Below are 23,113 nucleotides of genomic sequence, written 5' to 3'. Positions count from 1 at the left end.
GTTTCCTTGAAGGCGCAGAACGGATCGTCGAGACGAACGTGCTTGGTCCGCTGCGCCTGATCGCGGCCTTAAGCGAGCACCTGCAAACCCGGCCCGAGGCCACTCTGATGACCGTATCGTCAGGGCTCGCACACACCCCGCTGGCCCTCACGCCGACGTACAACGGTTCCAAGGCCTTCATCCACCGGTTCACCGAGACCATCCGGCTCCAGTTCGCTGACACCCCGGTTCAAGTCATCGAGCTCGTCCCGCCGGCCGTGCGCACCGAACTCATGAGCGGCGGGTCGCAGAACGAGCACTACCTTCCGCTCGACGCATATGTGGACGAGGTCATGGCTCTCCTCGAGACCCAACCCGAGGCCAGGGAAATCCTCGTCGACGCCGTGAAATTCCTCCGTTTCTCCGAAATCGAGAACCGTTATGACGAAGCAGTTGCTGCCCTCAACCCCTCGGTGAAACTCAAGGTCGCCGACAGGTGAGGCGGCAGATGGTTCTGCCGACCGCCGCGGACCTGCGCCGCACGTGAGTATCATCACCCGGTAACCGGGTAACCGGGTAACCGGGTGACCGGGTGACCGGGTGACCGGGGTGACCGGGGTGACCGGGGCAACCGGCCCCGGACCCCGGTACGAATAATGGAGGAGTGGGCAAACGCCGGGCGTGGTTGGTGTGGGGGACCGGTGTGGTCGCGTACCTCATCGCCGTGACCCAGTGGACGATCTTCGGCGTCGCGGGGCTTGAAGCGACCGAACGCTACTCGGCCAGCGCCTCCGCACTTTCCATCTTCACCGAGGGGTGTGGCGTGGATGGCGGTTCGGGGCAGGTGATGCGCGCTCGAGGTTCTCACCTGGCGGCGAACCGCCCCGGCACCTGCGGACACAATCACCGCCATTCCTGATGTGCCCTGATCGGCTGGGCCTGCTGTGCAGGGTGTGTATTCCCGCCCTGCACAGCTTCCGCCGCTGCTATTCTGCGGTCAACTCCTCGGCCATCAGTTCTTCCTCATCGGCGTGGACTTCCTCGAAGGTCTCCGTGTCCTCGTCTTCCTCGGTGTCCTCGTCCGGTTCGTCTGACTGCTTGGTGCCGTCGAGGAGAATCTGCTCGACCTCACTGGCCGTGCACCCCCATGCGACCAGCTGGGTGAGGTAGGCGAGGGCTCCCGGCCGGTGAGCGCCATGAGTCCTTGGCGATGGTCTTCTCATACCCTGCGCACACCAGCGCGATTAGGGACACCTCGGGGCGGGCGGTTGTCTTGGCCACATGGTCCCGCAGCGGGTTCCACCCCACGTGTCCTTGCCCTCGGTCTTAGCCCCGGCCATCTCGGCGGCCACTGCTGGCTCGTACCCGCTGGCGACCTCTGCGTGGTGGGTCAGGGCGTAGGCGGTGAAGTACTGCCAGCCCTTGGGTGCCTGCTTTGTCCCATCCCGGCCGTGGGAAAAGCGCGGGTGTGGACAGTGTCCACACCTGGGGCTTCGGATCGAGTCGTACATCGGTCGGACTAGTCCGGATTCCGCATGTTTCCTGAGGAGCCCAGTATTCGCAAGGGCTGGAGTCCGGTTCGAGTCCCACTTCGGGCACATGTTTCCCCTAGTCAGAGGCCCTTTTGCTCTCTGACTGTGGACAGCCGGCCCAATTCTGCGGTCCGGGTGCCGGTTCTGGTGGCTGGGGTGGACTTTTTTAAGCGTCGCGGGTGCCTCCTCTCTCTCGCGAAGCCCGGTCGGGCTTTCTTACAACTTCATGGGGGAGCGGGGGTGTAGCTACATGACTGTGGTGAGGGTTCTTGACCTCGCGCGCCGCCGCCGGCCCCGGCCGGGCCACACAACTATCTTCTGGCATGGATGCCGCGTTGGCCCCAAGCACTGTTGGCCCCAAGCACTGATGTCATTGGGGCGTGCCGGGCCAGCCGCCTGCAACGTGTCGCCGACGCGTCACGCAGGACCGCCCCGAGGTAATTCCGCCCGGAGCACAGGTAGTTCCAGCTGTACCGGGGGTCGTTCCACGCCTACGAAGCCCTCGTGGCCAGCGCGCGGGAGAGAAAGTCCAGGATTAGTCCGCCGGCTTCCTGGAGGTGGCTCTCGAGAAGGAAATGGCCGCCGTCGAGGAGATGGATTTCGGCGTTCAACAGGTCCCGGGCAAACGCCGTCGCTCCGGGATGGATGAAAATCAGGTCGTTCTTTCCCCACACCGCAAGCAGCGGAACCTGGCTGTCCCGGAAGTACTCGTGGAGCCTGGGGTAAAGGTCCCGGTTGGTGGTGTACTTGCCCAGCAGGGCCACGTGCGCATCCAGGACCCCTGGGCGGCTGATCAGCGCGAAGTCCTGCGTCCACCCGTCCGGGCTGACCACGGAGGGATCCGGCACCCCGTGGGTGTACTGCCACTTCATCGCCTCCAGTCCGAGGACCTCGCCGATGGCCGCGGCCTTTCCCGGAGTTGGGTTCGCGTTGAAGTCCCAGACCGGACCCCAGAATGCGTCGTCGAAGCCGTCCTCGTAACCGTTGCCGTTCTGCGTGATGATCGCCGAGATCCGCTCCGGGTGGTTCAGGGCCAGCCGCCAGCCCACGGGGGCACCGTAATCCTGAACGTAGATCGCATACCGCTGAACCCCGAGTTGCTCCAGGAGCCCGTTGACGTAGCGGGTGAGCGAGTCGAAGTCGTACTGGAATTCCTCGACCGAGGGGGCGGCGGAGTGCCCGTAGCCGATCAGGTCCGGGGCGATCACATGAAAGCGGCCCTCAAGCATCGGGATCAGGTTCCGGAACATGAAGCTGCTGGTCGGGGCGCCGTGAAGCAGCACCACCGTAGGCTCGGAGGGGTCTCCTGCCTCCCGGTAGAACACGTTGAGACCTTCGACGTCGGTATTTCGGTAATGAACAGGCATGTGTGCCTCCTGAGCGGTCGGTGCGGGAAACGGCGCGGGCGGTCCCGGCGTGGATTGAGCCCTAGTAGCGATTGTCGTACGTTCGTTTGTTCGTGTCACGTGATCGAGGTTCTGTGACGAGCGCAGGGGTGCTGAGCTTTGCCTTCGCGGCGGTTCCAGCCTGCACGGGGCTCCCGGCCATGGGGGTGCACCTTTCCGGGACGGTCTATGCTGCGAGGAATGAGAGCGTTTCTGCGGCCGCCTCGGCCGCGTACTGGTAGATCGCCCCGTGGGAAGCGTTGGGGAAGATCCTGATTCGGGCATCGGGGATAAGGCCGGCCATGAGGTGGCTTGCGGGGGTGGGGATCATCAGGTCGTTGTCGCCCTGCAGGATCAGCGTGGGCTGCTGGATGCGGGTCAGTGACTGCACCGCCTGCCAATCCGGCCGGCCCCAAGCCAGGACCGCCCCGTGGTACTGGCTGTTCTTTGTGTCGATACTGACGTCGCTGTCGCGGCCTTCAGTGCGGCTGAAGATCCGGCCCAGGGACGCCGTTCCGGCCGTCTGGCTCTCGCCGGTTGGCGCATAAAAGACGGCGAGAATACCCTCGGCGCTTGGGACGTCGGGGGTGACGAGGTGGGCCACGACATCCTCTGACCAGCTGGCCATGCCGGGGGCGCCCTTCGGGCCGGTGCCGGCCAGGACGATCCGGCGCACGAGCCCGGGATTGGTGAGGGCAAGATGCTGGGCGATGAAACCGCCGAGCGAGAACCCGAAGAGGTCCACCTTCGCAAGGCCCAGGGCGCTGAGAAACGCGGTGGTGTCCTCTGCCATTTTCTCGACGGAGTCCGGTGTGGTGCCGGTGGTGGAGGCCACGCCGGTGTTGTCGAACACAACGACCTCGCGCTCGCGGGCGAGGGCGTCGACAAGGGCCGGGTCCCAGTAATCCATGTCTCCCCGGAAGTGCTGGAGGAGAACAAGAGGGACCTCTCCCCGGGGGGACCCGAGAATGCGGTAGGCGTAGGTGACATCGTTCTCCGCGTGGACGGTCAGCGTCGTGGCGGTGGTGATGCTTGAATTCGAGGACATGGGGTTTCTTTCGGTTGTGGTTGAGACGGCGGAGGGCCGGCTAGAAGACGCCGCGGGGGTCGTACGCTGACCGGACGTGCGCCAGCCGTGCACGGATATCTCCGGGCCAGGAGTTCCTGGCGGCCTCGCTGGCGGGCAGAGCCTGGAAGTTGATGAGCCGGCTTTCGGACAGCCATGGCTTCAGCTGGGTGGTGACGCCCGCCATTATCTGGGGCAGGACGGTCTTGAACAGACTCGGGTCGGGGACCCCGGCCAGCAGGATCGAATAATCCGAGCCGCGTCCGCCGGCGGCGCTGCCTTCGGGAACGTCGCGCCGGGTGGCCGCGCCAATGTGGCGAACCTCTGCGGCGACGATGGGAACGTTGACCTCAGGGCCGACGGCGCCGAGGAGGGCGGCGGCGAATCCGGCGTCGGCGTGGGTCAGCAGCTGCTGGACGCTGCCTTCCCAGAGGGGGATGGGGTCGGTGGGGTCGCCGTGGATGGTCCCGATGTCGGCTGCGGCCATTTCGCCGACGGCATCGATGAGGGCCGGCGCGGTGCCGCGCAGGGGAGCGAGGAGACGCTCGCCGTCGGCAGAATCCCCGACATAGGCCACCCGGAGTTGCAGCACGGTCTTGCCGCGCAGGGGTGCCGGGATAAAGTCCAGCGGCGGGAATCTGACGATGGCGGCCGAGGAGGTCAGGGTCTCGGGTACCGCGGCGGTCCAGTCGAGCCAGGCGGTGAAGACCGGTCCGACGTGTTCGGGGTCGAAGAACATGGACCCGCCGTAGAGGCTCTCGAGGGGCACCAGTTCGAGCTCCATGGAGGTGACGACGCCGAACCCGCCCTTGCCTCCGCGGAGCGCCCAAAAGAGGTCCGGATCGTTCGTGGCGTCGGTTGGAATGATGTCGCCCTGGGCTGTGACAACGCGGAAGGACCGGACCCAGTCCGAGGACATTCCGTAGGTGCGCGCCAGCGGGCCGATGCCGCCGCCAAGGATGTATCCGATCGCGGACACGGTGGTGGAGGAACCGACCACCGGGGCCAGGCCGTGTTTGGCCGCGGCAGAGACGACGTCGCCAACTCGGTGTCCGGCGAGAACCGTCGCGGTGCGCGCCTCAGTGTCGATCGCGACCTCACCGGTGAGCCGGGAGGTGGTGATGATCAGCCCCTCGGTCACATTCACATAGGAGCCGTGGCCCGTGGACAGGATGGCCAGGGGAAGGGAGTGGGACGTGGCGAAGTGGATGGCCGCAGCGACGTCCGCTTCCGATGCGGCACCAACCACGAGGTCTGGTCGGTGCTCGACCAGCACGTTGTAGGCGGCCACTTCGGCCGTGAGGCCATCGTCACCGCGGGCAAACACCGGGCCGGAGATAAGGGCGCGCAGCTCGTTGAGTTGATGGGCTGATACTTCTGCCATGGGGGTGGCCTTTCAGGGGTATGACGGATAGAACAGGTGTGCTCCGGTGGCATAACGGCCGGGCCGGTACGAGCGACAGGCTGCTGGGGCGGTGGTTGCCAGTTGCCCGCGGGCGGCCCTGCTGATCAAGCGGTGGACGGATCAGAAGGGCAGGGAGTGATTGTCCCAGCAGTCAATACACGGGCGATTTGCCGGATCGGTTCAAGCGGGTGTTGTGCCAACCGTCAGCCCGCCCATTCCGGCGAGGCGGGGTGAGCCGGTGCACCCGAACACCGCGCCTAGGCACGGCGGTCCGCGGGGCAGTGCCAGCGTCAGCGGTCCCTGCCCCGCGGAAGTCGACGGGGCCTATTTCCCGGTGATGAATTTCATGAAGGGCTGGTTGAATTCCTCGGCGTGGGTCCAAAGCATGCCGTGCGGGGCGCCGTCGATCTCGACGTATTCGGCATCGGGATTGGCCTTATGGAACGGCCGTCCGGTCGAGTCGATGGGAAGGGTGCGGTCCTCGGTGCCCTGGATGATCAGGGCCGGCACGTTGATCTTGGTGATGTCCTCTCGGAAGTCCGTCGTCCAGGACTTGATTGACTCCAGGGTTCCATAGGCCGACGAGGCGAACGCGTCGTCCAGGCTGTGCTTGAAGGCGTGTTCGCTGAGCCGGTCGGTGCCCAGGAAAACATCGGAGTTGTAGAAGTTGTGGGTGAAATCCACGTAGTGCGCGAAGCGGTCTCTGGTGGCGGACTCGACGATCCCATCGAACACGGCCTGGTCAAGGCCGGTGGGGTTCTCCGGGGTTTTCAGCAGGAACGGCTCTAAGGGCGCGGCGAAGATGGCCTTGGCGACCCGCGCGGTCCCGTACTTGCCGATGTACCGGCCGACCTCCCCGGAGCCCATGGAAAACCCTGCAAGAATGACGTCGTTAAGATCCAGGGATTCCAGCAGGGTTCTCAGGTCCGTGGCAAAGGTGTCGTAGTCGTAGCCGACGGTGGGCTGGCTCGACTGGCCGTAGCCGCGCCGGTCATAGGTGATGACCCGGTAGCCGGCCTCCAGCAGCACGGGAAGCTGGCGCTCCCAGGACCTGCCGTTGAGCGGATAGCCGTGGATCAGCACCACCGGCTGGCCCTGGCCGTGGTCTTCGTAGTAGATGTTGATGTCGGTGCTGTTTTCCTGTCCAACAGTGACAAATGCCATTTCTGGGTCCTTCGAGTTAGGTGCTTACGGGGCGGGGAACGCTAGGCCGGGGGTGCAGCGAGCGCTGCTCCGGTCTGGGTGGGAATACTTCCTGCTGAAGAACAGCGCGCGGTCAGGTGATGGGCGCCCTCCTTTCCAGTGCCGCGTCGTTGGCGGATACCAGCCCGTGCGCGGTCGGACGGCGCCGCGGCCGGTTCCGGATGTCCCGCCAGCTGAAGGCTCCGAGCACCGTCGCCACGGCGATGGCGCCGGCCTGGATGAGCAGCTGGGAGGACGTCGGTGCGCCCAGGGTGAGGACGACCTGGACCAGATGGGAAAGGAACAGGGCCGCGATTGCGGATCCGATCACCGTCCCCTTGCCGCCGCTCAGGGGCGTCCCGCCCACGATGACTGCGGCGATCACGGCCACCAGATACGAGTTTCCGACGTTGACTGTCGTGTTCCGCAGGAACCCGGCGAGCAGGATTCCCGCTACGCCGTAACAGAGCGCCCCGCAGACGTAGCCGAGGGCGACATAGCGTGAAACCCGGATCGAGGAGACTGTCGCTGCCGCCGGATTGGCCCCTGCAAGCACGAACCGGCGGCCCGCAACGGTTCCCGAGGACACGGCGGCCAGGATGAGGATGACCACTGCGGCGAACCAGACCAGCAGGGGAACGCCGAGGATGTCGGCCGTGACGACGGCAGTCAGCCCCTCCGGAGCAGTGGCCGGTGATCCCCGGGTGAACGCCGTGACAGCCCCGATGAGCAGCGCGTTGACGGCCAGGGTCGCTACCAGGGAGGTGATGGACAGCCGCAGCACAAGCAGGCTGTTGACCAGCCCGATAACCGCACAGATCACGAGGGTGATGATGATGACCAGCGGCACGGGCAGTCCGTACCGGGCGGGCAGCACCGAGACCGATACGGCCGCCACGGAGATGGTTCCACCGACGGAGAGGTCGATGCCGCGCTGCTGGACCACGAAGGTGCTGCCGACGGCGGCCACGGCGAGCACAGCGGCGAACGGAAGCATTGACAGCAGGGAGATCGCGCTCACGGTCTGGGGGGCGAGCACCGCGCTGAGGACCAGCAGCAGGATCGTCGCAGCGAGGATGGGAAGAAAAGCGGGACGCGCCGGTTTCCCTGCGGCAGGGGCGTCCGCTTCGGGGTTCTTCGCTGCAGACACCGAGCCTTCGAAAGTCATAAGTGCGCCTCCACTGACACTTTGCGCCTGCTGGCCGAATAGCCGGCGACGGCGACGATGGTGAGTCCTCCAAGGAGGAAGGACTGGTAGGCCGCATCAAGCCCGATGAACGTAGTGACGGACAACGCCACCTGAATGAGCAGTGCGCCCAGCAGTGCCCCGACAAAAGAACCCCGGCCACCGAGGAGACTGACGCCTCCGATGACCGCCGCGGTGATGCTCGAGAGCGTGTAGCTGGTTCCGGCCGCGGGATCACCCGAGCCGATCTGCGCCATCAAGGTGACGGCGCCGAGCATGGCGATGAGGCTCGCACCGACAAAGGCGGCCAGCCGGACCCGGGCCGGTTTCAGCCCGTTCATCGCCGCGGTATCCGGCCTCGAGCCGACGGCGCGCAGCGCCACTCCCGCACGGGACCTGCTCAGGAGCAACCCCAGCGCCACGCTAAGGATGACGGCCGCGAGGAACACCACCGGGACCGGGCCAAGCTTAAGCGTCAGGGGAGCGGTGATCCCGCGGCTGATGAATCCGCCGGGCACCGGTCGCAGGATGAGGGACAGCGCCTGAAGGGCCATGAACGTCACCAGTGTCGCGATCATCGGGTGCATGCGTGCGAGGTCGCACAGGGCCCAGTTCACGACGCCGACGATGACCGGTATGACGAGCAACAGGATCCAGCCCACTCCCTGGAAGACCGCCGAGGTGCCATCGACGAGGAAAAAGGACATGACGACGACGAGGAAGCCCATCAGGGGGCCGACGGATAGATCGATTCCGCCGGCCAGCAGCGCCAGGCTTTGGGCGAGGCTTGCAAAGATCAACGTGGTGGCCATCGTCAGCATGCCGGCAATGCTCAGAGGGCCGAGGAACATTGGATTGACCGACTGGGCCAGAACCGCCAGCAGCGCCACGGCCGTCCCGACAAGGGCCGCCGGCGCCCAGTCGCCGGCCAGCCAAGAGCTGACCGGGCTGCGGGTGTCTTTGCGTTTTTCCCTGACGGCGGTGGCCTGCAGCGCCGTCTGGGTAATGTGCTCCTCGGTGACCTCGCCGCCCACGAGTTCGGCGACGATCTGGCCGCGGGAGAAGATTAGGACGCGGTCGCAGAAGCCTGCGAGTTCCTTGGCGTCGGAGGAGAGCAGTACGACGCCCATTCCAGTCCCGGCCGCCCGTTCCCGGATCAGCCCGTAAATCTCGCTCCGGGCTCCGACGTCGACCCCCTGGGTGGGTTCGTCAAGCAGCAGGACCGCCGGCCCGGTGGCAAAAGCTCCGGCGAGCACGGCCTTCTGCTGGTTCCCGCCGGAGAGCGACTCGATATCCGTGTCCAACGTCGGGGTCTTGATCCGGAACTGGCGCACCAGCCTGCCCGCGAGCTGGTCCTCGCGTCCGCCCGAGACGACGCCACCCCGGGACACGCCCGAAAGACTCCTGGCGACGATGTTTTCCTTGACGCTCAGCCCGGGAAAAATGCCTTCCCGGTGCCGGTCGGCCGCGATGTATGCCATTCCGGCGGCCCCGGCCTGCGTGGTGTTGCGGAGGTCGACCTCCAATCCGTCGATCTGCATGGTTCCGCGCCGGGAACAAAGCCCCGGGAGTGAGCGCAGGAATTCCCGCTGGCCGTTGCCCTCGATTCCCGCGAGCCCGACGATCTCCCCGGACCGGACCTGCATACTGACCCGGTTGAAGCGGGGTCCGCTGAGGTCCTGCACACGCAGCCTGATCCCGGTGCCGGTGGAGCCGGGGTGCTTCGGGGGGAAGGACGCCTCGAGCACCCGGCCAACGATCAGGTTGACGATGTCACCCTCGGTGAGATCCGTTGCCTCGTGCGTGCCCTGGGACCTCCCGTTCCTCAGGACGGTGATCCGGTCTGCGATCCGCTTGACCTCCCCGATCCGGTGGGAGATGTAGACGACGGCTGCGCCGCCTGCCGCCGCGCGCCGGATATGGCCGAACAGCCGGTCGACATCCTCGGCGGCCAAGTGTTCGGTCGGTTCATCAAGGATGAGGACCTTCGGCCGGGCGGCGACGGCGCGGCAGATTTCCACAATGAATCGCTGCTCGGGGAGCAGTTCCTCCACCCGTGCCTGCGGGTCGAGAAGAAGGTCCTCACTCCACAGTCGGAGGATGGATGAGGCCCAGTCCGAGAGTCCGTTCAGCCCGGGGCGGAGGGCGGCGGGGGTGCCCAGGAAGAGATTCTCCGCGACCGTGAGATCGGGCAGCAGGGCCGGCTCCTGGCGCACGATGGCAAGGCCCCTGGACCTGCTGGCCGCGGGCTCACCCGTTGGGAGGTCCTCCCCGCCGATGGCGACGGATCCCTCGTCCGGGCGGACGGTGCCGGAGATCACGCCCATGAGCGTCGACTTGCCGGCACCGTTCTCGCCGACCACCCCATGCACCTCGCCCGCCCGGACCTCCAGGTCAACACGGTCGAGCGCGCGCACCCCGGGGTATGCCTTGCCAATCCCCCTGGCCGAGAGCAGGAGCTCCGCGGCCAGCACGCCGCTCCGTGAGGTGCCGCTTGTCTGCGTCATCGCTGGCCCAGGGCTGAGTTCAACTGTTCGGGTGACAGCTTCGAGGTGAGGTCGGCGTCGGGGGGGAGATCGGGCAGGCACTTCGGGTTGGTGCCCGCCTCGGTGTCGATTGCCCTGGGCATCTTCACCATCGAGGGCTCGTCATTCTCCATGCCCTGCGCTGCGGCGAGGGCTTTCCGCAGGGCGATGCGGCCGAAGGTCGTGGTCTCGTCGAGGGTCATATAGGGGAAGTTCTCCTTCTCCCACTGGCAGCCGTTGGCGTTTCCGCTGGCCAGACCGGTCAGTGCCGGAAGCTCAAGGCCTGCGGCGTTGTAGGCATCGATAACACCGGTGTCGGTGAGGGAGTAATCGCTGACAAACGCGTCGATTCGCCCGTGCTGGGCGAGCAGGCCCGAAACCACCCGTTTCTTCTGCCCGGCGTCCCAGTTGGTGTCGATGACGGAGTCCGAGACCAGCTCGAGGTCGGGATATTTCTCCAGGGCCTTTTTGAAGCCTTCGAAGAACAGCGAGCTGGACGCCGCCCCTGGCGTCCCGCCCAGGAATGCGACGGTGCCTTTTCCGACTGTCGCGTCGAGCCACTTGGCCCACTCCGCGCCGGCGGCGTTCGGGTCCTCCAGCACGGCGTCGGGGTAGTCGGTGCCGACGATGCCGCCGGGATCCGAGATGAGGGGGACGATGCCCACCCCGGCCTGGGTGGCGGCCGCGATCGAGGGAATCTGGGCCCGGCCGAACTCGGGTTGAATCACGATCGCCTTCACACCCTGTGCCACCAGCCCGTTGAGGTCCGACACGGCCTGCTGCTGGTTGCCCTGGGCGTCAGTGAAGATGACGTCGGTGATCGTTTCACACTTGGATGCCTCGTCCTTGATCTCGGCGAGGGTGATCTGCGCCCAAGTGTTGTTGCTGCCCTTGGCGTATGCGACCTTGGTGGGCTCGTCCGGGCAGTAGTCGGTGATGTCACCGGCGCCGTAGTCGCTGGACCCGGTCTGCAATGCCGCGGAGCCATCGGTCGAGGCTGTCGTGCTGGCGCATCCGGAGGCGAGCAGTGCCAGCGCTGTGAGACACACCGCCGCCGGTGCGGCCTTTCGTTCCTTGTTCAATGCTCTCGAACTCCCTTGGAATGAACTTCAGGTGGATTGGCTTCCGCCGCCACTGTGTCCGGGAGCTTCCGGCCGGCGTCGGGATACGGCTCCTTCGAGCCGAGGCGAACAAGCGTTTGTTCCCATTAGTGTGACGCCGGCCCACTCCAGTGTCAACAGGGCCCTTCTTGGCTGACCCCCGGGCGAGGCGGACCGTCCCGGGGGCCTTGACATCGTGCTCCGGCGGGTTAACACTCATCTAACAAACGACCGTTCAGCGGTAGTGGGCGGAACTCAGGCGCTACCAGTCGGGTGAGCGGCAGTCCTCCAGCTGGGGCCCGGTACGGCGATGACTGACTTGGAGCAGGGCAAATGACCAGTGCAGACACAGGTACCGCACCGGAGGATCCGGCCGGCAGCTACACGGCCGAGGACTACCCGGGAAAGGTGACGAAGTTCCTCGACGACAACGCCACCCTGGTGCTGAGCATCATTGGCTTTCAGTCACTGGACGCCGACACCGCGGTGCGCCGGCGGGGGGAGCTGGTCCGCCTGCTGGACGGAGACTTCCGTCCCGACGCCGTCGAGCACGCCCGCCATTTCGACGCGGCAGGCTTCGAAGGCCGGCTGAGCTTCCTGTACTGGAGGACCGACGAGCAGTACGAAGGGTGGTGGAACCGGCCGGAGGTGCGCAGCTGGTGGGAAAACCTCCCGCTGGACGGGCCGGACGGCGGGACCTGGCGCGAGACGATGGCCACCACCGCGGGACGGCACCAATATGCCACCGGACAGAAGGCGCCGGCCGGGCCCTCCGCTTTCCTGCCGCTAACCCCTTCACCGCACTTCGGATTCCAGGGCGCCTACCGGGCGCGGATGGCCGACTCCAGCTTCGACCGGCTCGGCAACGACATCCGGGAACTGCCCGAGCCCCGGCCTGCCGATTCCCTCGGGCGGAGGCTCACCGTCAGCCTTCCCGAGAACGTGTGTTTCATCCGTGAGGGCCAGACGTGGGATGACTGCTCAGAGGCCGAGCTGCAGGTGTGGCAGCGGCAGATGAATCCGGTGATCGGCAGCTGGGTCTCGGAACTGGAGCGAAACCCGGTGGGAACAGGCTGCATCAGCATCAGGGACTGCATCGAGCAGGACGGCGGGGGAAAGGATCTGGAACGCCGCTCCGAAATCGCTTTCCTGCTCTCGTTGGGCCACATTGAGAAGGCCGCGCGGAAAAACCCGTCGCACCTGGCGCTCATGAACGCCTTCACGTCGATGTACGCGGAGGCCACCTTCGATCCGACCATGAACATCTGGGTCGAGGTGCAGATTCCCCATACCGGAAAACTCGAGGCCGAGTACATCAACTGCCATGGGTTGACCGGTTTCCTCCCCTTCTTCGAGTCCCGTCCGGCGCTACCCGCACCGCGCCGGCGCCATGCCGTCCCGCAATAGGGCCAGGGGAGCGGCCCTGCATTCCTCGCCGGCCCGTTGACAAACGAGCGTTTGTTTGGTGAGATGGGTGGGTGGGTGTGACGCAGGTCATTCCTTGAGTAGATTGGAACCGGGAACGCGGTGGCCGGCTGAAGACCGGGGCCATCCCGGGTTCCGCCACGGCCCCGCGGTGGAGATTCCGCCGGAGGTCCCGACCTGAAGGGGTGCGGCCATGATCGGCGTTCACGATCTCGGGGGAATGCATCATCTGGGACCCGTCGCGACCGGCGATGACGAGGCGTTCCACGAGGACTGGGAGCGGTTGACCTTCGGGTTGCAGATGCTGGGGGCCGCCGTCGGTGACTGGACGGCCGACGAATACCGCCACCTGATCGAACTTATGCCGCCGGCGGAGTACCTTCAGACTCCCTACTTCACGCACTGGCTGACGGCACTCGAAGCCCTGTACTCCAGCAGGGGCTTCGTCACCCGCGAGGAGATCCGCACGCGGCAGGAGGCGCTGCGGAACGGAGCCCCGCTTCCCCCGCCGCCGGCCGCCGATTCCCAGGTGGCGGAACACCTGATCTCCACGATGCGCCGGATCGCCTTCGAGGGAGGCGGGGTCCGCAGACCCGAAGTGCCCTCGTCCTTCTCCGTGGGGGACCGTGTCCGCGCGAAGACCCTTGCGGTCCCGGGACACACCCGGGCTCCCCGGTACATCTGGGGCAGGACGGGGACCGTCGTGTCCTACAGCGGCGTCTACTCGTTGCCGGACACCGTGGCCCACCACCGGGGGGAGAACCCCGAACCCGTGTTCGGGGTGCGGTTCGACGGCCAGGAACTGTGGGGCCCGGACGCCGAACCGGGCACCAGCGTCACCGTCGATCTATGGGAAAGCTACATGGAACCACTCGGCCACCTCCAAACTGAACCGACCTCCTAGGAGCTCTTATGGGCAGCAATCATCACCACCCCAGTGAACTTTCCGACGGCGAGGTCCGCGCCCGGGCCCTCGAATCGCTCCTGCGGGAGAAGGGCATCCTCCAGGGCGACGTCGTGGATCAGATCGTCTCCGTTTATACGAGTGATATCGGGCCGCTGAACGGTGCCCGCGCCGTGGCGAGGGCGTGGGTCGACCCGGGCTTCCGCCGCCGGCTGCTCGACAATGCCACGGCCGCGCTGGGTGAACTCGGAATCGGTGGGATGGAAGGCGAGAACATGGTGGCCCTCGAGAACACCGGCAGTGTCCACAATGTCGTGGTCTGCACCCTGTGTTCCTGCTACCCGTGGCCGGTGCTGGGACTTCCGCCCACCTGGTACAAGGATGCGCCCTACCGGTCCCGTGTCGTTCGGGAGCCCCGCACCGTCCTCGCCGAGTTTGGCACGACGATCCCGGCGGACACCGAGATCCGGGTGTGGGACAGCAACTCCGAGATCCGCTATCTGGTCGTGCCGCAGCGCCCGCCCGGTACCGACGGCTTCACCGAAGAGCAGCTGACCGGGCTGGTTACCCGGGACTCGATGATCGGGGTCACCGTCCTCGGGCCAGAGTTCTCGAACGTGGGTGTGCAGTGAGCGCCGCGGCCGCTTCGGGCGGCACGCCCGGCGCCGCCGGCGTGGACCGGGCCGTCGACTCGATGGAAGGGACCATCGCGGTGCCCCGCAGCAACGGGGAGCTTGTTTTCGATGCCCCCTGGCAGAGCCGCGCGTTCGGGATGGCGGTCGGCCTGTCCCAGGCGGGGCTGTTCTCCTGGGATGACTTCCGGGCCGAACTCGCCCGGGCCATCGCCCAGCAGGGCCAGTCCGGTCCGGAGGAATACTACCTTCGGTGGCTCGATGCCCTCGAAGCGGTGCTGGCGGGCGGCGACGTGCTCGATCACGGGCTCCTTCACCAGCGCGAGGACGAGTTCCGGGACCACAGCCGGTCGGAGGTGTTCTGATGACCCAGCATGGGCCCGTCATCGCTACCCTGTTTGCCGAGGCGATCGAGCTTCCGGTGGAGGCCACCGACCGTGCTGTCCTCGAGGAGATGACCCGCTCGCTGCGGGCGGGCGCGCTGCGCCTTCGGGAGGCGGCTGCCGGCCGGGTCGGTGTCGCCCCGATCACGTCGATTCCCGACCCGTTCAGCGGGACCGCGGAGTGAGCGCCGAGCGCGCCTTCCCGGACGGCATCGACGAGGCCTCCGGGCTGATCCATCGCCGGGAGGCCAGCAGCAGGGAGCTCACCGAACTGTATCTGGAGCGGATCGCGGTAGCAGAGCCGCAGCTCAATGCGTTCATCACCGTCGCCGCGGATAAGGCCCGCGCGGCGGCGGACGCCGCCGATGCCATGCTCGCCGCCGGATACGACCTGGGGATCCTGCATGGCCTGCCGTTCGCCGTCAAGGACAACATCGACACCGAGGGGATCCGCACGACGTCCGGATCAGGGTTCCTCCGAGGAAACGTTCCGGCGACGGATGCGACGGTCATCCGGAGACTCAAGCGGGCGGGCGCCGTCGTCGTGGGCAAGACCAACCTCCACGAGTTCGCCTGGGGTGGGACTACCGAAAACGAGCACTACGGGCCCACCCGAAACCCGTGGGACCTCTCCCGGAACGCCGCGGGCTCAAGCGGTGGATCCGCCGCCGCCGTCGCCGCCGACGAGGCGCTTTTCGCCCTGGGCACCGACACGGGAGGATCGGTCCGCTTGCCCGCGGCGGCTACCGGCATCACCGGGCTGCGGCCCACTCTGGGCAGGGTGAGCAATGCTGGAGTGTTTCCGCTGGCCTGGAGCATGGACACCGTGGGCGCGATGGCCCGCACCGCGCGCGATGTCGCCGTCGTGCACACCGCCATCGCAGGCTGCGACCCGGCCGATCCGTCGACATCGTCCCGGCCCGTGCCGGAAACACCCCGGCCCCTGGTAAACCTGCGGGGACTGCGGCTGGGCGTCGTCACGGACTTCGCCTTCCCCGGCGTCGACCCCGCGGTGGTGGCCGCGACCCACAAGGCGCTCGAGGATCTCGAAGCCGCCGGGCCCCAGGTCATCCCCCTGGCGATGCCGCGGCTCGGCGAATACTATGACGCGTGGCTGACAGTGCATATCGCCGAACCCAGCGCGGTCCACCAGCAGCTGCTGCGAAACCATGCCGCCGAGTACGGGCAGGACGTGCGGGCGCTCCTGCAGGCGGGTGAGTTGATCCTGGCCACAGATTACCTCCAGGCCCAGCGCTACCGGCAGCAGCTCCGCGAGGAGTTCCTCACGGTATTCGACGGAATAGATGCCTTCATCACCCCGACAGCTGCCAGCCCGTGTTCGCCGCTGGGCTCCTCACCGCTCGAGATTGCGCGCACCATGGTGACCCCGGACGGGACTCCCCGGTTCTTCACCGGCCTCGCCAGCGTCCTGGGCATGCCCGCCCTGTCGGTTCCCTGCGGAATGGCCGACGGCGTGCCGATCGGACTGCAGATCATGGGTCGGCCGCACGACGAGACGGGGATCCTCCAGATCGCAATGGCCTACCAGGAGTTGACCAGCTGGCACCGCCAGCGGCCGCCCGCACTGGATTCCGGCACCGACACCCTCCGCATGCTGGCCGTACCGCCGGCCGGCGGCCGGTGACCGCAGTGCGGCGCCGATGAGCGCGCCGGCACTCGACGCGGCGCCCGACGGGCAGGACCGGTTCAGCGAACGCTTCCGGCTGGGCTCCATCCTCACCGCGATCGTGCTCCTGCATGGAGGTGGAATCGTGTTCCACCTGCTGGGCCGCGGCGACCTGGTGGCGGCCGGCGGCCTGTCCGGGGCCGGCATCCTGGCGTATGTGCTCGGGGTCCGGCACGCGTTCGATGCGGACCACCTTGCGGCCATCGATGACACGACCCGGCTGATGCTCGTGCGCGGCCGGCGCCCGGTCGGCGTCGGCTTCTTCTTCGCCATGGGCCACTCGTCGGTGGTGGTGGTGCTGGCACTGCTGGTGTGGTGGGGGGCCGGTTCAATCAGCTCCGACCGCGTGATGGAAGCCGGCGGCACCGTGGCGGCCATCGTCGCCGCCGTTTTCCTGCTCCTGGTGGCCGGACTGAACACCTCCGTGCTGCGGGGCCTTCTCCGGCTGTGGAGGCGCGCCCGGACCGCCGGCGTGGACCGGGCCGGCCTCGAGGACCAGCTGGCGAACCGGGGACTGGTGATGCGGCTGTTCGGCGGGCGGGCACGTGCGCTGATCCGCTCCTCGTGGCACATGTATCCGATCGGGCTGCTGATGGGGTTGGGGCTGGAGACCGCCAGCGAGGTGGCCCTGCTGGCACTTGCCGCATCGGCCTACGAGGTTTCCCTGCTGGGAGTGATCAGCCTTCCCCTGCTCTTCGCCGCCGGCATGACTACCTTCGACACCGCCGACAGTTTGATCATGGCGAAGGTCTATTCCTGGTCCTACCGGGACCCGGCGCGCACCCTGTTCTTCAACCTGGTGACCACGTCGATGACGGTGCTCGTGGCCTTCTTCGTTGCCGCCGTCTATATCAGCGGGCTCGGCGTGGAGTTTGCTGGCGCCAGTGTGCTTGCCCCCGTGGCCGCCGTCGCCAACCACTTCGAATTCCTCGGCCTGGCCATTGCGGGGATCTTCCTGGCGACCTGGCTGGGGGCGCTGCTGTTGTGGCGGGGATCCGTCCGTCACCGCGCGGTGGAGTGAACCGTCCGGCACCGGGCGGGGGCGGTGACGACTTCCTCGGAGGTGGGCACAGGCGACCGCCGGTACGGGGACTGGCCACCCGTACCGGCGGGTTCTGGTGCCCGCGGGTGCGGTACCCGCTGCGGCCGCGTTGTGGAACCTAGGGTCCGGCCCCCGGCTGACGCTTCATCAGTGCCGTCCTGCGGACGACGCACACGAGCTCATCGCGCTGGTTGTAGCCGCGGTGCTCGATCCCGACGATTCCGGTGTCCGGGCGGGAGTTCGATACGCGCTTGTCCAGGGCCTCGGTCTCCACGCGCAGCGTGTCGCCTATGAAGACGGGCTTGGGGAATTCGATCTCTCGGAACCCGAGGTTTGCCAGGGTGGTGCCGAGGGTCGTCTCCTGGACCGGGATGCCGGTCACGAGCCCCAGGGTGAAGATGCTGTTGACGATCCGCTGCCCGTACATGCTTTGGCCCGCGAACTCGGCGTCAAGGTGCAGCGGCTGCACGTTCATTGTTAACGCCGTGATCAGCAGATTGTCTGCCTCGGTGACGGTCCGGGTGGCCTCGTGGGCAAGGACCTTGCCGATGACGAAATCCTCGTAGTACATCCCTGCCATGGTGTTCGTCCTTTACTCGATGGGTTCGGTGCGCCCGGCGATGGCGAGTGCCTCGCGGGCGTGGTTGGCATGGGCCAGGTCGATGTGGTCCCCGCGGTAGGACACCGCGCCGTCACCTCTGCGCCCGGCCGCTTCGAAGGCCTCGATCAGGCCCCGATAGTAGTCTTCGTCGGTGGCGGACAGGCCGTACTCCTCGTTCACGACGGCCGCGTGGGTGGGGTGGATGACGACCTGGCCGGTGTATCCCAGCCCGTGGTTCGCGGCGGCGAAGCGGCGCAGCCCCTCGAGGTTGGCGACCTCCTGCCACAGGCCCAGCAGGATGCAGCGCACTCCCGCGGCGCGGGCGGCAAGCACGACCTTGCTGCGCAGGTACAGGGTTTCGAATCCCTCGGCGGTCCACACGAAGCCGACCTCGCGGGAGACATCGGCGTCCTTGGCGGCGGCGGCCATGACCCCGCCGACGCGCGGGGCGCCCAGGATCCCGTCCACCTTGCTGATGGATGCCGCGGTCTCCAGGGACGGAACGAGTTCGACCTGTCCGCGGGGTACTCCATTGGCGATTTCGGCGGCGGTGAGAAGGGCGTCGAAGCGGACGACGTCGTCCCTGTCAAAGAGCTTGGGCAGCAGCAGGGCGGTGAGGCCCGGGCGGGTGACCGCTTCGACGTCGAGGCCGAAATGCTCGGTGTCCAGGGCGTTGGGGCGTACCAGGATGCCGGCCCCGGGAAGGACCCCGTGCAGGACCGCCCGGACGTTGTCACGGGCCACCTGCTTGGCGGTCGGGGGAACAGAGTCCTCGAGATCGATGATGACGGCGTCGGCGCCGGAGGCCAGGGCTTTGGCAATCCAGTCCTTCTTGTGGCCCGGAACGAAGAGGACGGAGCGGAAAGGCTTCATGGTTCAGCCCTGCGCCGCGGTGAGAGAGGTCAGCAGGGCGCCGGCGGCGGGGGTTTCCCCGACCACGATACTCACGGGCCCCACTGTTCCGGCGAAGGGGGCCTTGATGGGATTTTCCATCTTCATGGCTTCGAGCACGAAGAGCACCTTTCCCGCCTCGATGATGTCTCCTTCGGCGACGTTGACCTTCACGATGGTTCCCTGCATGGGAGCGCGGATGGTTCCGTCCGACTCCTTCTTTGACCGTCCGCGGTTGGCCGTCCGGGTCCGGCCGGGGCCCTCGTCGGCGGGGGCTGCCGTGTCCGGGACCGCCGACCGGGTGCGGCCCGGTGCCGGAGAGTCGTCGAAGTAGGGGATGGTGTAGAAACGCCCGGCGACCTCCACTTCGTTGCGGGCCAGGAGGCCGCCACCCTCTGCTTCGTCGGCGGTGCCGCCGCCGCCGGAGTCCTCCGCCTCGGGGAAGGTGACGGAGGACTCCAGCCACAGCGTGGTGAAACGCTGCGCCTGAAAGTCGGGGTGGCGCAGCACGGCCAGCGCTGCGGGGACGGTCGTGCTGACACCGTCGATAACGAGTTCCTCGAGGCCGGCCGTGAGCCGCCGGATGGCCGCTTCCCGGTCAGGTCCCCATGCGATCAGCTTGCCGATGAGGCTGTCGTAGAGGGGCAGGACTTCGTCACCGCCCTGGTATCCCGCATCGAACCGGAGCCCCGGGTGGGACGGTACGGAGATCGAACGGATCACCCCGGGGGAGGGGATGAAGAGCCCCCCGGCCACGTCCTCGGCGTTGATGCGGGCCTCGATGGCGACCCCCCGCGGCGGCGGTCCGGAGGCGGGAATGGAGAGGGGCTCTCCGGCGGCCACCCTGATCTGCTCGGCGATCAGGTCGAGCCCCTGGACCATTTCGGTGACCGGATGCTCCACCTGGATGCGGGTGTTCATCTCCAGGAAGTAGAAGCCGTCGCCCTCCACGAGGAACTCGACCGTTCCCGCCCCGACGTAGTCGACCCGCCGGGCCAGGCGGACCGCGGCCTCGCCCATGGCGCGGCGCAGCTTATCGGACAGCCCCGGTGCCGGGGATTCCTCCACGAGCTTCTGGTGCCGCCGCTGCACCGAGCAGTCCCGGTCACCGATCCAGACGACTTTGCCGTGGCGGTCGGCGAAGACCTGCACCTCCACATGCCGGGCCCGGGTCAGGTACCTCTCAAGGTACACCTCCCCGTTGCCGAACGCAGCGGTTGCCTCGCGGACCGCAGCGGCGACAGCTTCCTCGACGGCAGCGGCGTCTTCGATCAGGCGCATGCCCCGGCCCCCGCCCCCGGCGGAGGCCTTCACCAGGAGCGGATAGCCGTGCTCGTCGCCGAAGGACCGGACTTCTCCGGGGCTGGTGATGGCACCGGCCGAGCCGGGGACGAGCGGGACCCCGGCTGCGACGGCGACCTCCCGCGCGGCGACCTTGCCGCCCATCGTGGAAATGGCCGCTGCCGGGGGGCCGATGAAAATCAGACCGGCCGCTTCCACGGCGGCCGAGAACCCGGCGTTCTCGGAAAGGAATCCGTAGCCGGGGTGGATCGCCTCAGCACCGGTGGCGCGGGCCACCTCCAGGATCGCTGAGGGTTTCAGGTAGTTCTCACTGGCGGGGCCGGACCCGAGGTTTACGCTCTCGTCGGCGGAGCGCACATGGTAGGACGCAGCGTCCGCCTCCGAATGCACAGCGACCGTGGCGATGCCAAGGTCTCGGCAGGTCGACATGATGCGGACGGCGATCTCTCCCCGGTTGGCGATCAGAATTTTCGTGATCATGGGTGTTCCTCAATCCTTCTGCGGGAAGTCCCCGCCGGGCACCCCCGGGGCGGCAACGCACCGGTTGGCCGTGGAACCCAGGGAGTCGATGGTTGTTTCAACGAGCGTGCCCGGGTTCAGGTACTCCCGCGGGGTCCGGCCGTCACCGACACCCCCGGGCGTGCCCGTGAGGATGACATCCCCGGGGTTGAGCGTGGTGATGGCAGAGATGTACCGGATCAGCTGCACCGGGCCGAAGACCAGGTCTCGGGTATTGGCTTCCTGCTTGAGCTGCCCGTCGATCCTGCAGGTGAGCTGCAGCGCGGGCTCCGGGCCGACCTCATCGAGGGTGGCGAGCCAGGGGCCCAGCGGGGTCGTCGAGTCGAAGGTCTTGCCCTGCAGCCACTGGGGCGTGCGCCGTTGGAAGTCGCGGGCCGAGATGTCATTGGAGACCGTGAATCCGGCAATGGCGGTGCGGGCGGCCGTCTCGTCCGCACGCCGGACGCGGGCACCGATGACGACGGCCAGTTCGCCCTCCCAGTCCACGCTCGTGGACTCCGGTGGCAGGACGATGTCGTCGGTGGGGCCAAGGAGGGCCTCGGTGAACTTGGCGAACAGCGTGGGGTATTCGGGAAGCTCCCGGCCCATCTCCTTGATGTGTTCTCGGTAGTTGAGTCCGACGCACACGATTTTCGAGGGGCGGGGGATGACCGGGGCGAAATCCGCCTCCGCCAGGGGGACCGGAGGCCCCGAGGCGGCGGTGCCCGGCTCGGGGCCTCCGGCCGCCAGCCAGGCCCCGGCGTCCGGGAAGGCCAGCGGCTGCGCGGTGTCCGCGCCGATCAGCGCGGCACTGGTGCCCGCACCGGTCCGCAGCGTGCCGATCCTCACAGCGACCACCCGAGGTCGCGCCTGAGCTGGGCCTTGACCAGTTTTCCCGCGGCGGACCGCGGCAGGCCGTCGGCGCCCACGAACGCAATCTTCTTGGGCACCTTGTATCCGGCGAGCTTGGTGCGCAGGAACGAGGCGAGCTCGACCTCGGTGGTGCCCATTCCGTCGCGCAGGACCACGACGGCGCGGACCTCCTCGTCCCACGTGGGGTCCGGCACGCCGAGGACGGCGGCCTCGAGCACGGCCGGGTGGAGGTAGAGGATCTGCTCGATCTCGGAGCAGTAGACGTTTTCGCCGCCGGTCTTGATCATTTCCTTCAGCCGGTCGCGGAAGTAGAGGAAGCCCCGTTCATCGCGCACCGCAAGGTCGCCGGTGTGAAGCCATCCACCGCGCATCGTCTCCGCCGTGACGCCGGGCTTCCGGTAGTAGCCGGTCATCAGCCCGGGGCCACGCACGCAAATCTCCCCGAGCTCGCCCGGTTTCAGGATGCCGCCTGCCTCGTCCATCAGTTCCACTTCGGCCAGGAGGTATTCGGTTCCGATCGACCCGTCCACGGCCGGGTCGAGCATGTGGTCGGGAAGGAGCCGGCTGACCATGGGTCCCGCCTCGGTCAGGCCGTAGCGGAAGTACAGTTCGGTGGCCGGAAGGACGTCAGCGAACAAGAGCTTGTCGGGCATCTGCAGCAGTCCGGCGCCGGTGTGCAGGGCGCGGAATCCCTTGGAGAAGGCTGGATCGCCGAACACTCCGTTCTGCAGCAGGCGCCGCATCATGTTCGGGATCATGAAGGTGTTGGTTATCTCTTCCCGGCCCACCCAGTCGACCATCGATTCCTCGTCGAACCGCGGGGCGATCACGCTCGTCGCGCCGGCGATAAAGTGGGGGACCAGCCAGCACAGCAGCGCGGCTGAGTGGAACAGGGGAGTAACGATCAGTCCACGCTCGCGCGGTCTGCTGCCGACCTTGCAGTCGTACATCTCATTGATGGCGTTGGCCGCGGCGGAGCGATGCGAGAGCACCACGCCCTTGGAGGCGCCGGTGGTCCCGCCCGTGTAGACGATGCACAGCGGCGAGGAGAGCCCGACGACGTCGTCGATCGGCCCGGAGCCCCGCCGCAGCGCCTCGTGTTCGACGCCCTGGCAAATGACGCGGGGCAGTCGCGCCGAGTCCCGGCCGAGAATCTCGAGGGCGAGCCCAAGGAGAGGCTCGAACCGCTCCTCGACGAGGATCAGTCCGGCCCCGGTCTCCCGGATTCCGGCTGCCAGCTCTTCCGGGGCCCAGCGCCAGTTGTAGGGGACATACACCCCGCCGCTGGCAGCCACCGAAAAGAAGGTTTCGGCGTTGAATACCGAGTTGCCCGCCAAGACGCCGACCGGATCTCCGGGCCGGATGCCGGCGTCGCGCAGCCCGCGGGCCGCGCCCCAGGAACGTTCGGCAAGTTCACCGAACGTCAGCCGCCCGTCGGTGCCGACGAGGGCTTCCTGCTGCGGGTACCGCCTGGCGTTCAGGCGGATCCATTCGGGGATCGTGCGCATTCGTGCC

General features: G+C 67.3%; 20 protein-coding genes and 2 pseudogenes. 9 read left to right on the top strand and 13 right to left on the bottom strand.

Translation table 11 applies throughout. The features are described 5' to 3' along the window. Both GVV86_RS16995 and GVV86_RS18810 read left to right on the top strand, forming a co-directional pair. A partial coding sequence (locus GVV86_RS16995) for an SDR family NAD(P)-dependent oxidoreductase (RefSeq protein WP_159803490.1) occupies positions 1–479 on the top strand: 479 nt, incomplete at its 5' end. 164 nt (positions 480–643) lie between these two features. Then, positions 644–790, top strand: a pseudogene (locus GVV86_RS18810) (MFS transporter); the annotation flags it as partial. Between the two features lie 274 nt (positions 791–1,064). Here GVV86_RS18810 and GVV86_RS16985 read toward each other — a convergent pair. The 8 genes and pseudogenes from GVV86_RS16985 to GVV86_RS16950 all read right to left on the bottom strand — a co-directional run. Next, positions 1,065–1,415, bottom strand: a pseudogene (locus tag GVV86_RS16985) (ParB/RepB/Spo0J family partition protein); the annotation flags it as partial. Between the two features lie 587 nt (positions 1,416–2,002). Continuing rightward, positions 2,003–2,878 carry an alpha/beta fold hydrolase gene (locus GVV86_RS16980; protein WP_159803488.1) on the bottom strand — a complete coding sequence of 292 codons (876 nt, stop codon included), beginning with the start codon at positions 2,876–2,878 and terminating at the stop codon, positions 2,003–2,005. A 205-nt stretch (positions 2,879–3,083) separates the two neighbouring features. Beyond that, positions 3,084–3,944: an alpha/beta fold hydrolase gene (locus tag GVV86_RS16975; protein WP_159803487.1), complete on the bottom strand. Its 861-nt coding sequence runs from the start codon at positions 3,942–3,944 to the stop codon at positions 3,084–3,086. A 40-nt stretch (positions 3,945–3,984) separates the two neighbouring features. Then, entirely contained in the window at positions 3,985–5,346 is a 1,362-nt protein-coding gene (locus GVV86_RS16970) for an FAD-binding oxidoreductase (RefSeq protein WP_159803486.1), read from the bottom strand. A 345-nt stretch (positions 5,347–5,691) separates the two neighbouring features. Beyond that, positions 5,692–6,531: an alpha/beta fold hydrolase gene (locus GVV86_RS16965; protein ID WP_159803485.1), complete on the bottom strand. Its 840-nt coding sequence runs from the start codon at positions 6,529–6,531 to the stop codon at positions 5,692–5,694. Between the two features lie 112 nt (positions 6,532–6,643). Next, a complete protein-coding gene (locus tag GVV86_RS16960; RefSeq protein ID WP_159803484.1) occupies positions 6,644–7,717 on the bottom strand; it encodes an ABC transporter permease in 1,074 nt (357 codons plus the stop codon). Then, positions 7,714–10,242: an ATP-binding cassette domain-containing protein gene (locus tag GVV86_RS16955; protein WP_159803483.1), complete on the bottom strand. Its 2,529-nt coding sequence runs from the start codon at positions 10,240–10,242 to the stop codon at positions 7,714–7,716. Before GVV86_RS16955 ends, GVV86_RS16960 begins: the two co-directional genes overlap by 4 nt. Then, complete coding sequence (locus GVV86_RS16950) at positions 10,239–11,342, bottom strand: substrate-binding domain-containing protein (protein WP_159803482.1); 1,104 nt, start codon at positions 11,340–11,342, stop codon at positions 10,239–10,241. The genes GVV86_RS16955 and GVV86_RS16950 overlap by 4 nt, the downstream gene beginning before the upstream one ends. 351 nt (positions 11,343–11,693) lie before the next feature. Here GVV86_RS16950 and GVV86_RS16945 point away from each other — a divergent pair, with 351 nt between their 5' ends. From GVV86_RS16945 to GVV86_RS16915, 7 genes are all read left to right on the top strand, one after another. Next, positions 11,694–12,767, top strand: a complete 1,074-nt coding sequence (locus GVV86_RS16945; protein WP_159803481.1) for a phenylacetaldoxime dehydratase family protein — start codon at positions 11,694–11,696, stop codon at positions 12,765–12,767. 211 nt (positions 12,768–12,978) lie between these two features. Then, entirely contained in the window at positions 12,979–13,689 is a 711-nt protein-coding gene (nthB, locus tag GVV86_RS16940) for a nitrile hydratase subunit beta (RefSeq protein ID WP_159803480.1), read from the top strand. A gap of 8 nt (positions 13,690–13,697) precedes the next feature. After that, complete coding sequence (gene nthA, locus GVV86_RS16935; protein WP_159618640.1) at positions 13,698–14,321, top strand: nitrile hydratase subunit alpha; 624 nt, start codon at positions 13,698–13,700, stop codon at positions 14,319–14,321. Further along, the gene (locus GVV86_RS16930) at positions 14,318–14,686 is read left to right on the top strand and encodes a nitrile hydratase accessory protein (RefSeq protein ID WP_246199783.1); all 369 of its coding nucleotides are present in this window, start codon (positions 14,318–14,320) and stop codon (positions 14,684–14,686) included. The genes nthA and GVV86_RS16930 overlap by 4 nt, the downstream gene beginning before the upstream one ends. After that, positions 14,686–14,889, top strand: a complete 204-nt coding sequence (locus GVV86_RS16925; RefSeq protein WP_159618638.1) for a hypothetical protein — start codon at positions 14,686–14,688, stop codon at positions 14,887–14,889. The genes GVV86_RS16930 and GVV86_RS16925 overlap by 1 nt, the downstream gene beginning before the upstream one ends. Next, positions 14,886–16,349 (top strand): amidase, encoded by a 1,464-nt coding sequence (locus GVV86_RS16920; protein ID WP_159803479.1) that lies wholly within the window; start codon positions 14,886–14,888, stop codon positions 16,347–16,349. Before GVV86_RS16925 ends, GVV86_RS16920 begins: the two co-directional genes overlap by 4 nt. A gap of 16 nt (positions 16,350–16,365) precedes the next feature. After that, positions 16,366–17,412 carry a HoxN/HupN/NixA family nickel/cobalt transporter gene (locus tag GVV86_RS16915; protein ID WP_159803478.1) on the top strand — a complete coding sequence of 349 codons (1,047 nt, stop codon included), beginning with the start codon at positions 16,366–16,368 and terminating at the stop codon, positions 17,410–17,412. A 139-nt stretch (positions 17,413–17,551) separates the two neighbouring features. Here GVV86_RS16915 and GVV86_RS16910 read toward each other — a convergent pair whose 3' ends face one another. The 5 genes from GVV86_RS16910 to GVV86_RS16890 are packed head-to-tail and all read right to left on the bottom strand — an operon-like array spanning position 17,552 to position 23,106. Then, positions 17,552–18,013, bottom strand: coding sequence for a MaoC family dehydratase (locus tag GVV86_RS16910; RefSeq protein WP_159803477.1), 462 nt, complete (start codon positions 18,011–18,013; stop codon positions 17,552–17,554). Between the two features lie 12 nt (positions 18,014–18,025). Then, positions 18,026–18,907, bottom strand: coding sequence for an HpcH/HpaI aldolase/citrate lyase family protein (locus GVV86_RS16905; RefSeq protein WP_159618630.1), 882 nt, complete (start codon positions 18,905–18,907; stop codon positions 18,026–18,028). 3 nt (positions 18,908–18,910) lie between these two features. Beyond that, positions 18,911–20,707 (bottom strand): ATP-binding protein, encoded by a 1,797-nt coding sequence (locus GVV86_RS16900; protein ID WP_159803476.1) that lies wholly within the window; start codon positions 20,705–20,707, stop codon positions 18,911–18,913. 9 nt (positions 20,708–20,716) lie between these two features. Further along, positions 20,717–21,574, bottom strand: a complete 858-nt coding sequence (locus tag GVV86_RS16895) for a fumarylacetoacetate hydrolase family protein (protein ID WP_159803475.1) — start codon at positions 21,572–21,574, stop codon at positions 20,717–20,719. Continuing rightward, complete coding sequence (locus tag GVV86_RS16890; RefSeq protein WP_159618624.1) at positions 21,571–23,106, bottom strand: class I adenylate-forming enzyme family protein; 1,536 nt, start codon at positions 23,104–23,106, stop codon at positions 21,571–21,573. Before GVV86_RS16890 ends, GVV86_RS16895 begins: the two co-directional genes overlap by 4 nt. Between the last annotated feature and the right edge of the window lie 7 nt (positions 23,107–23,113).

Origin of the sequence: Arthrobacter zhaoguopingii (assembly GCF_009828595.1) — a bacterium.
Classification (GTDB): Bacteria; Actinomycetota; Actinomycetes; order Actinomycetales; family Micrococcaceae; genus Arthrobacter_D; species Arthrobacter_D zhaoguopingii.
Note: the sequence above shows the minus strand (reverse complement) of the source record. Positions and strands in the feature narration are given on the sequence as shown.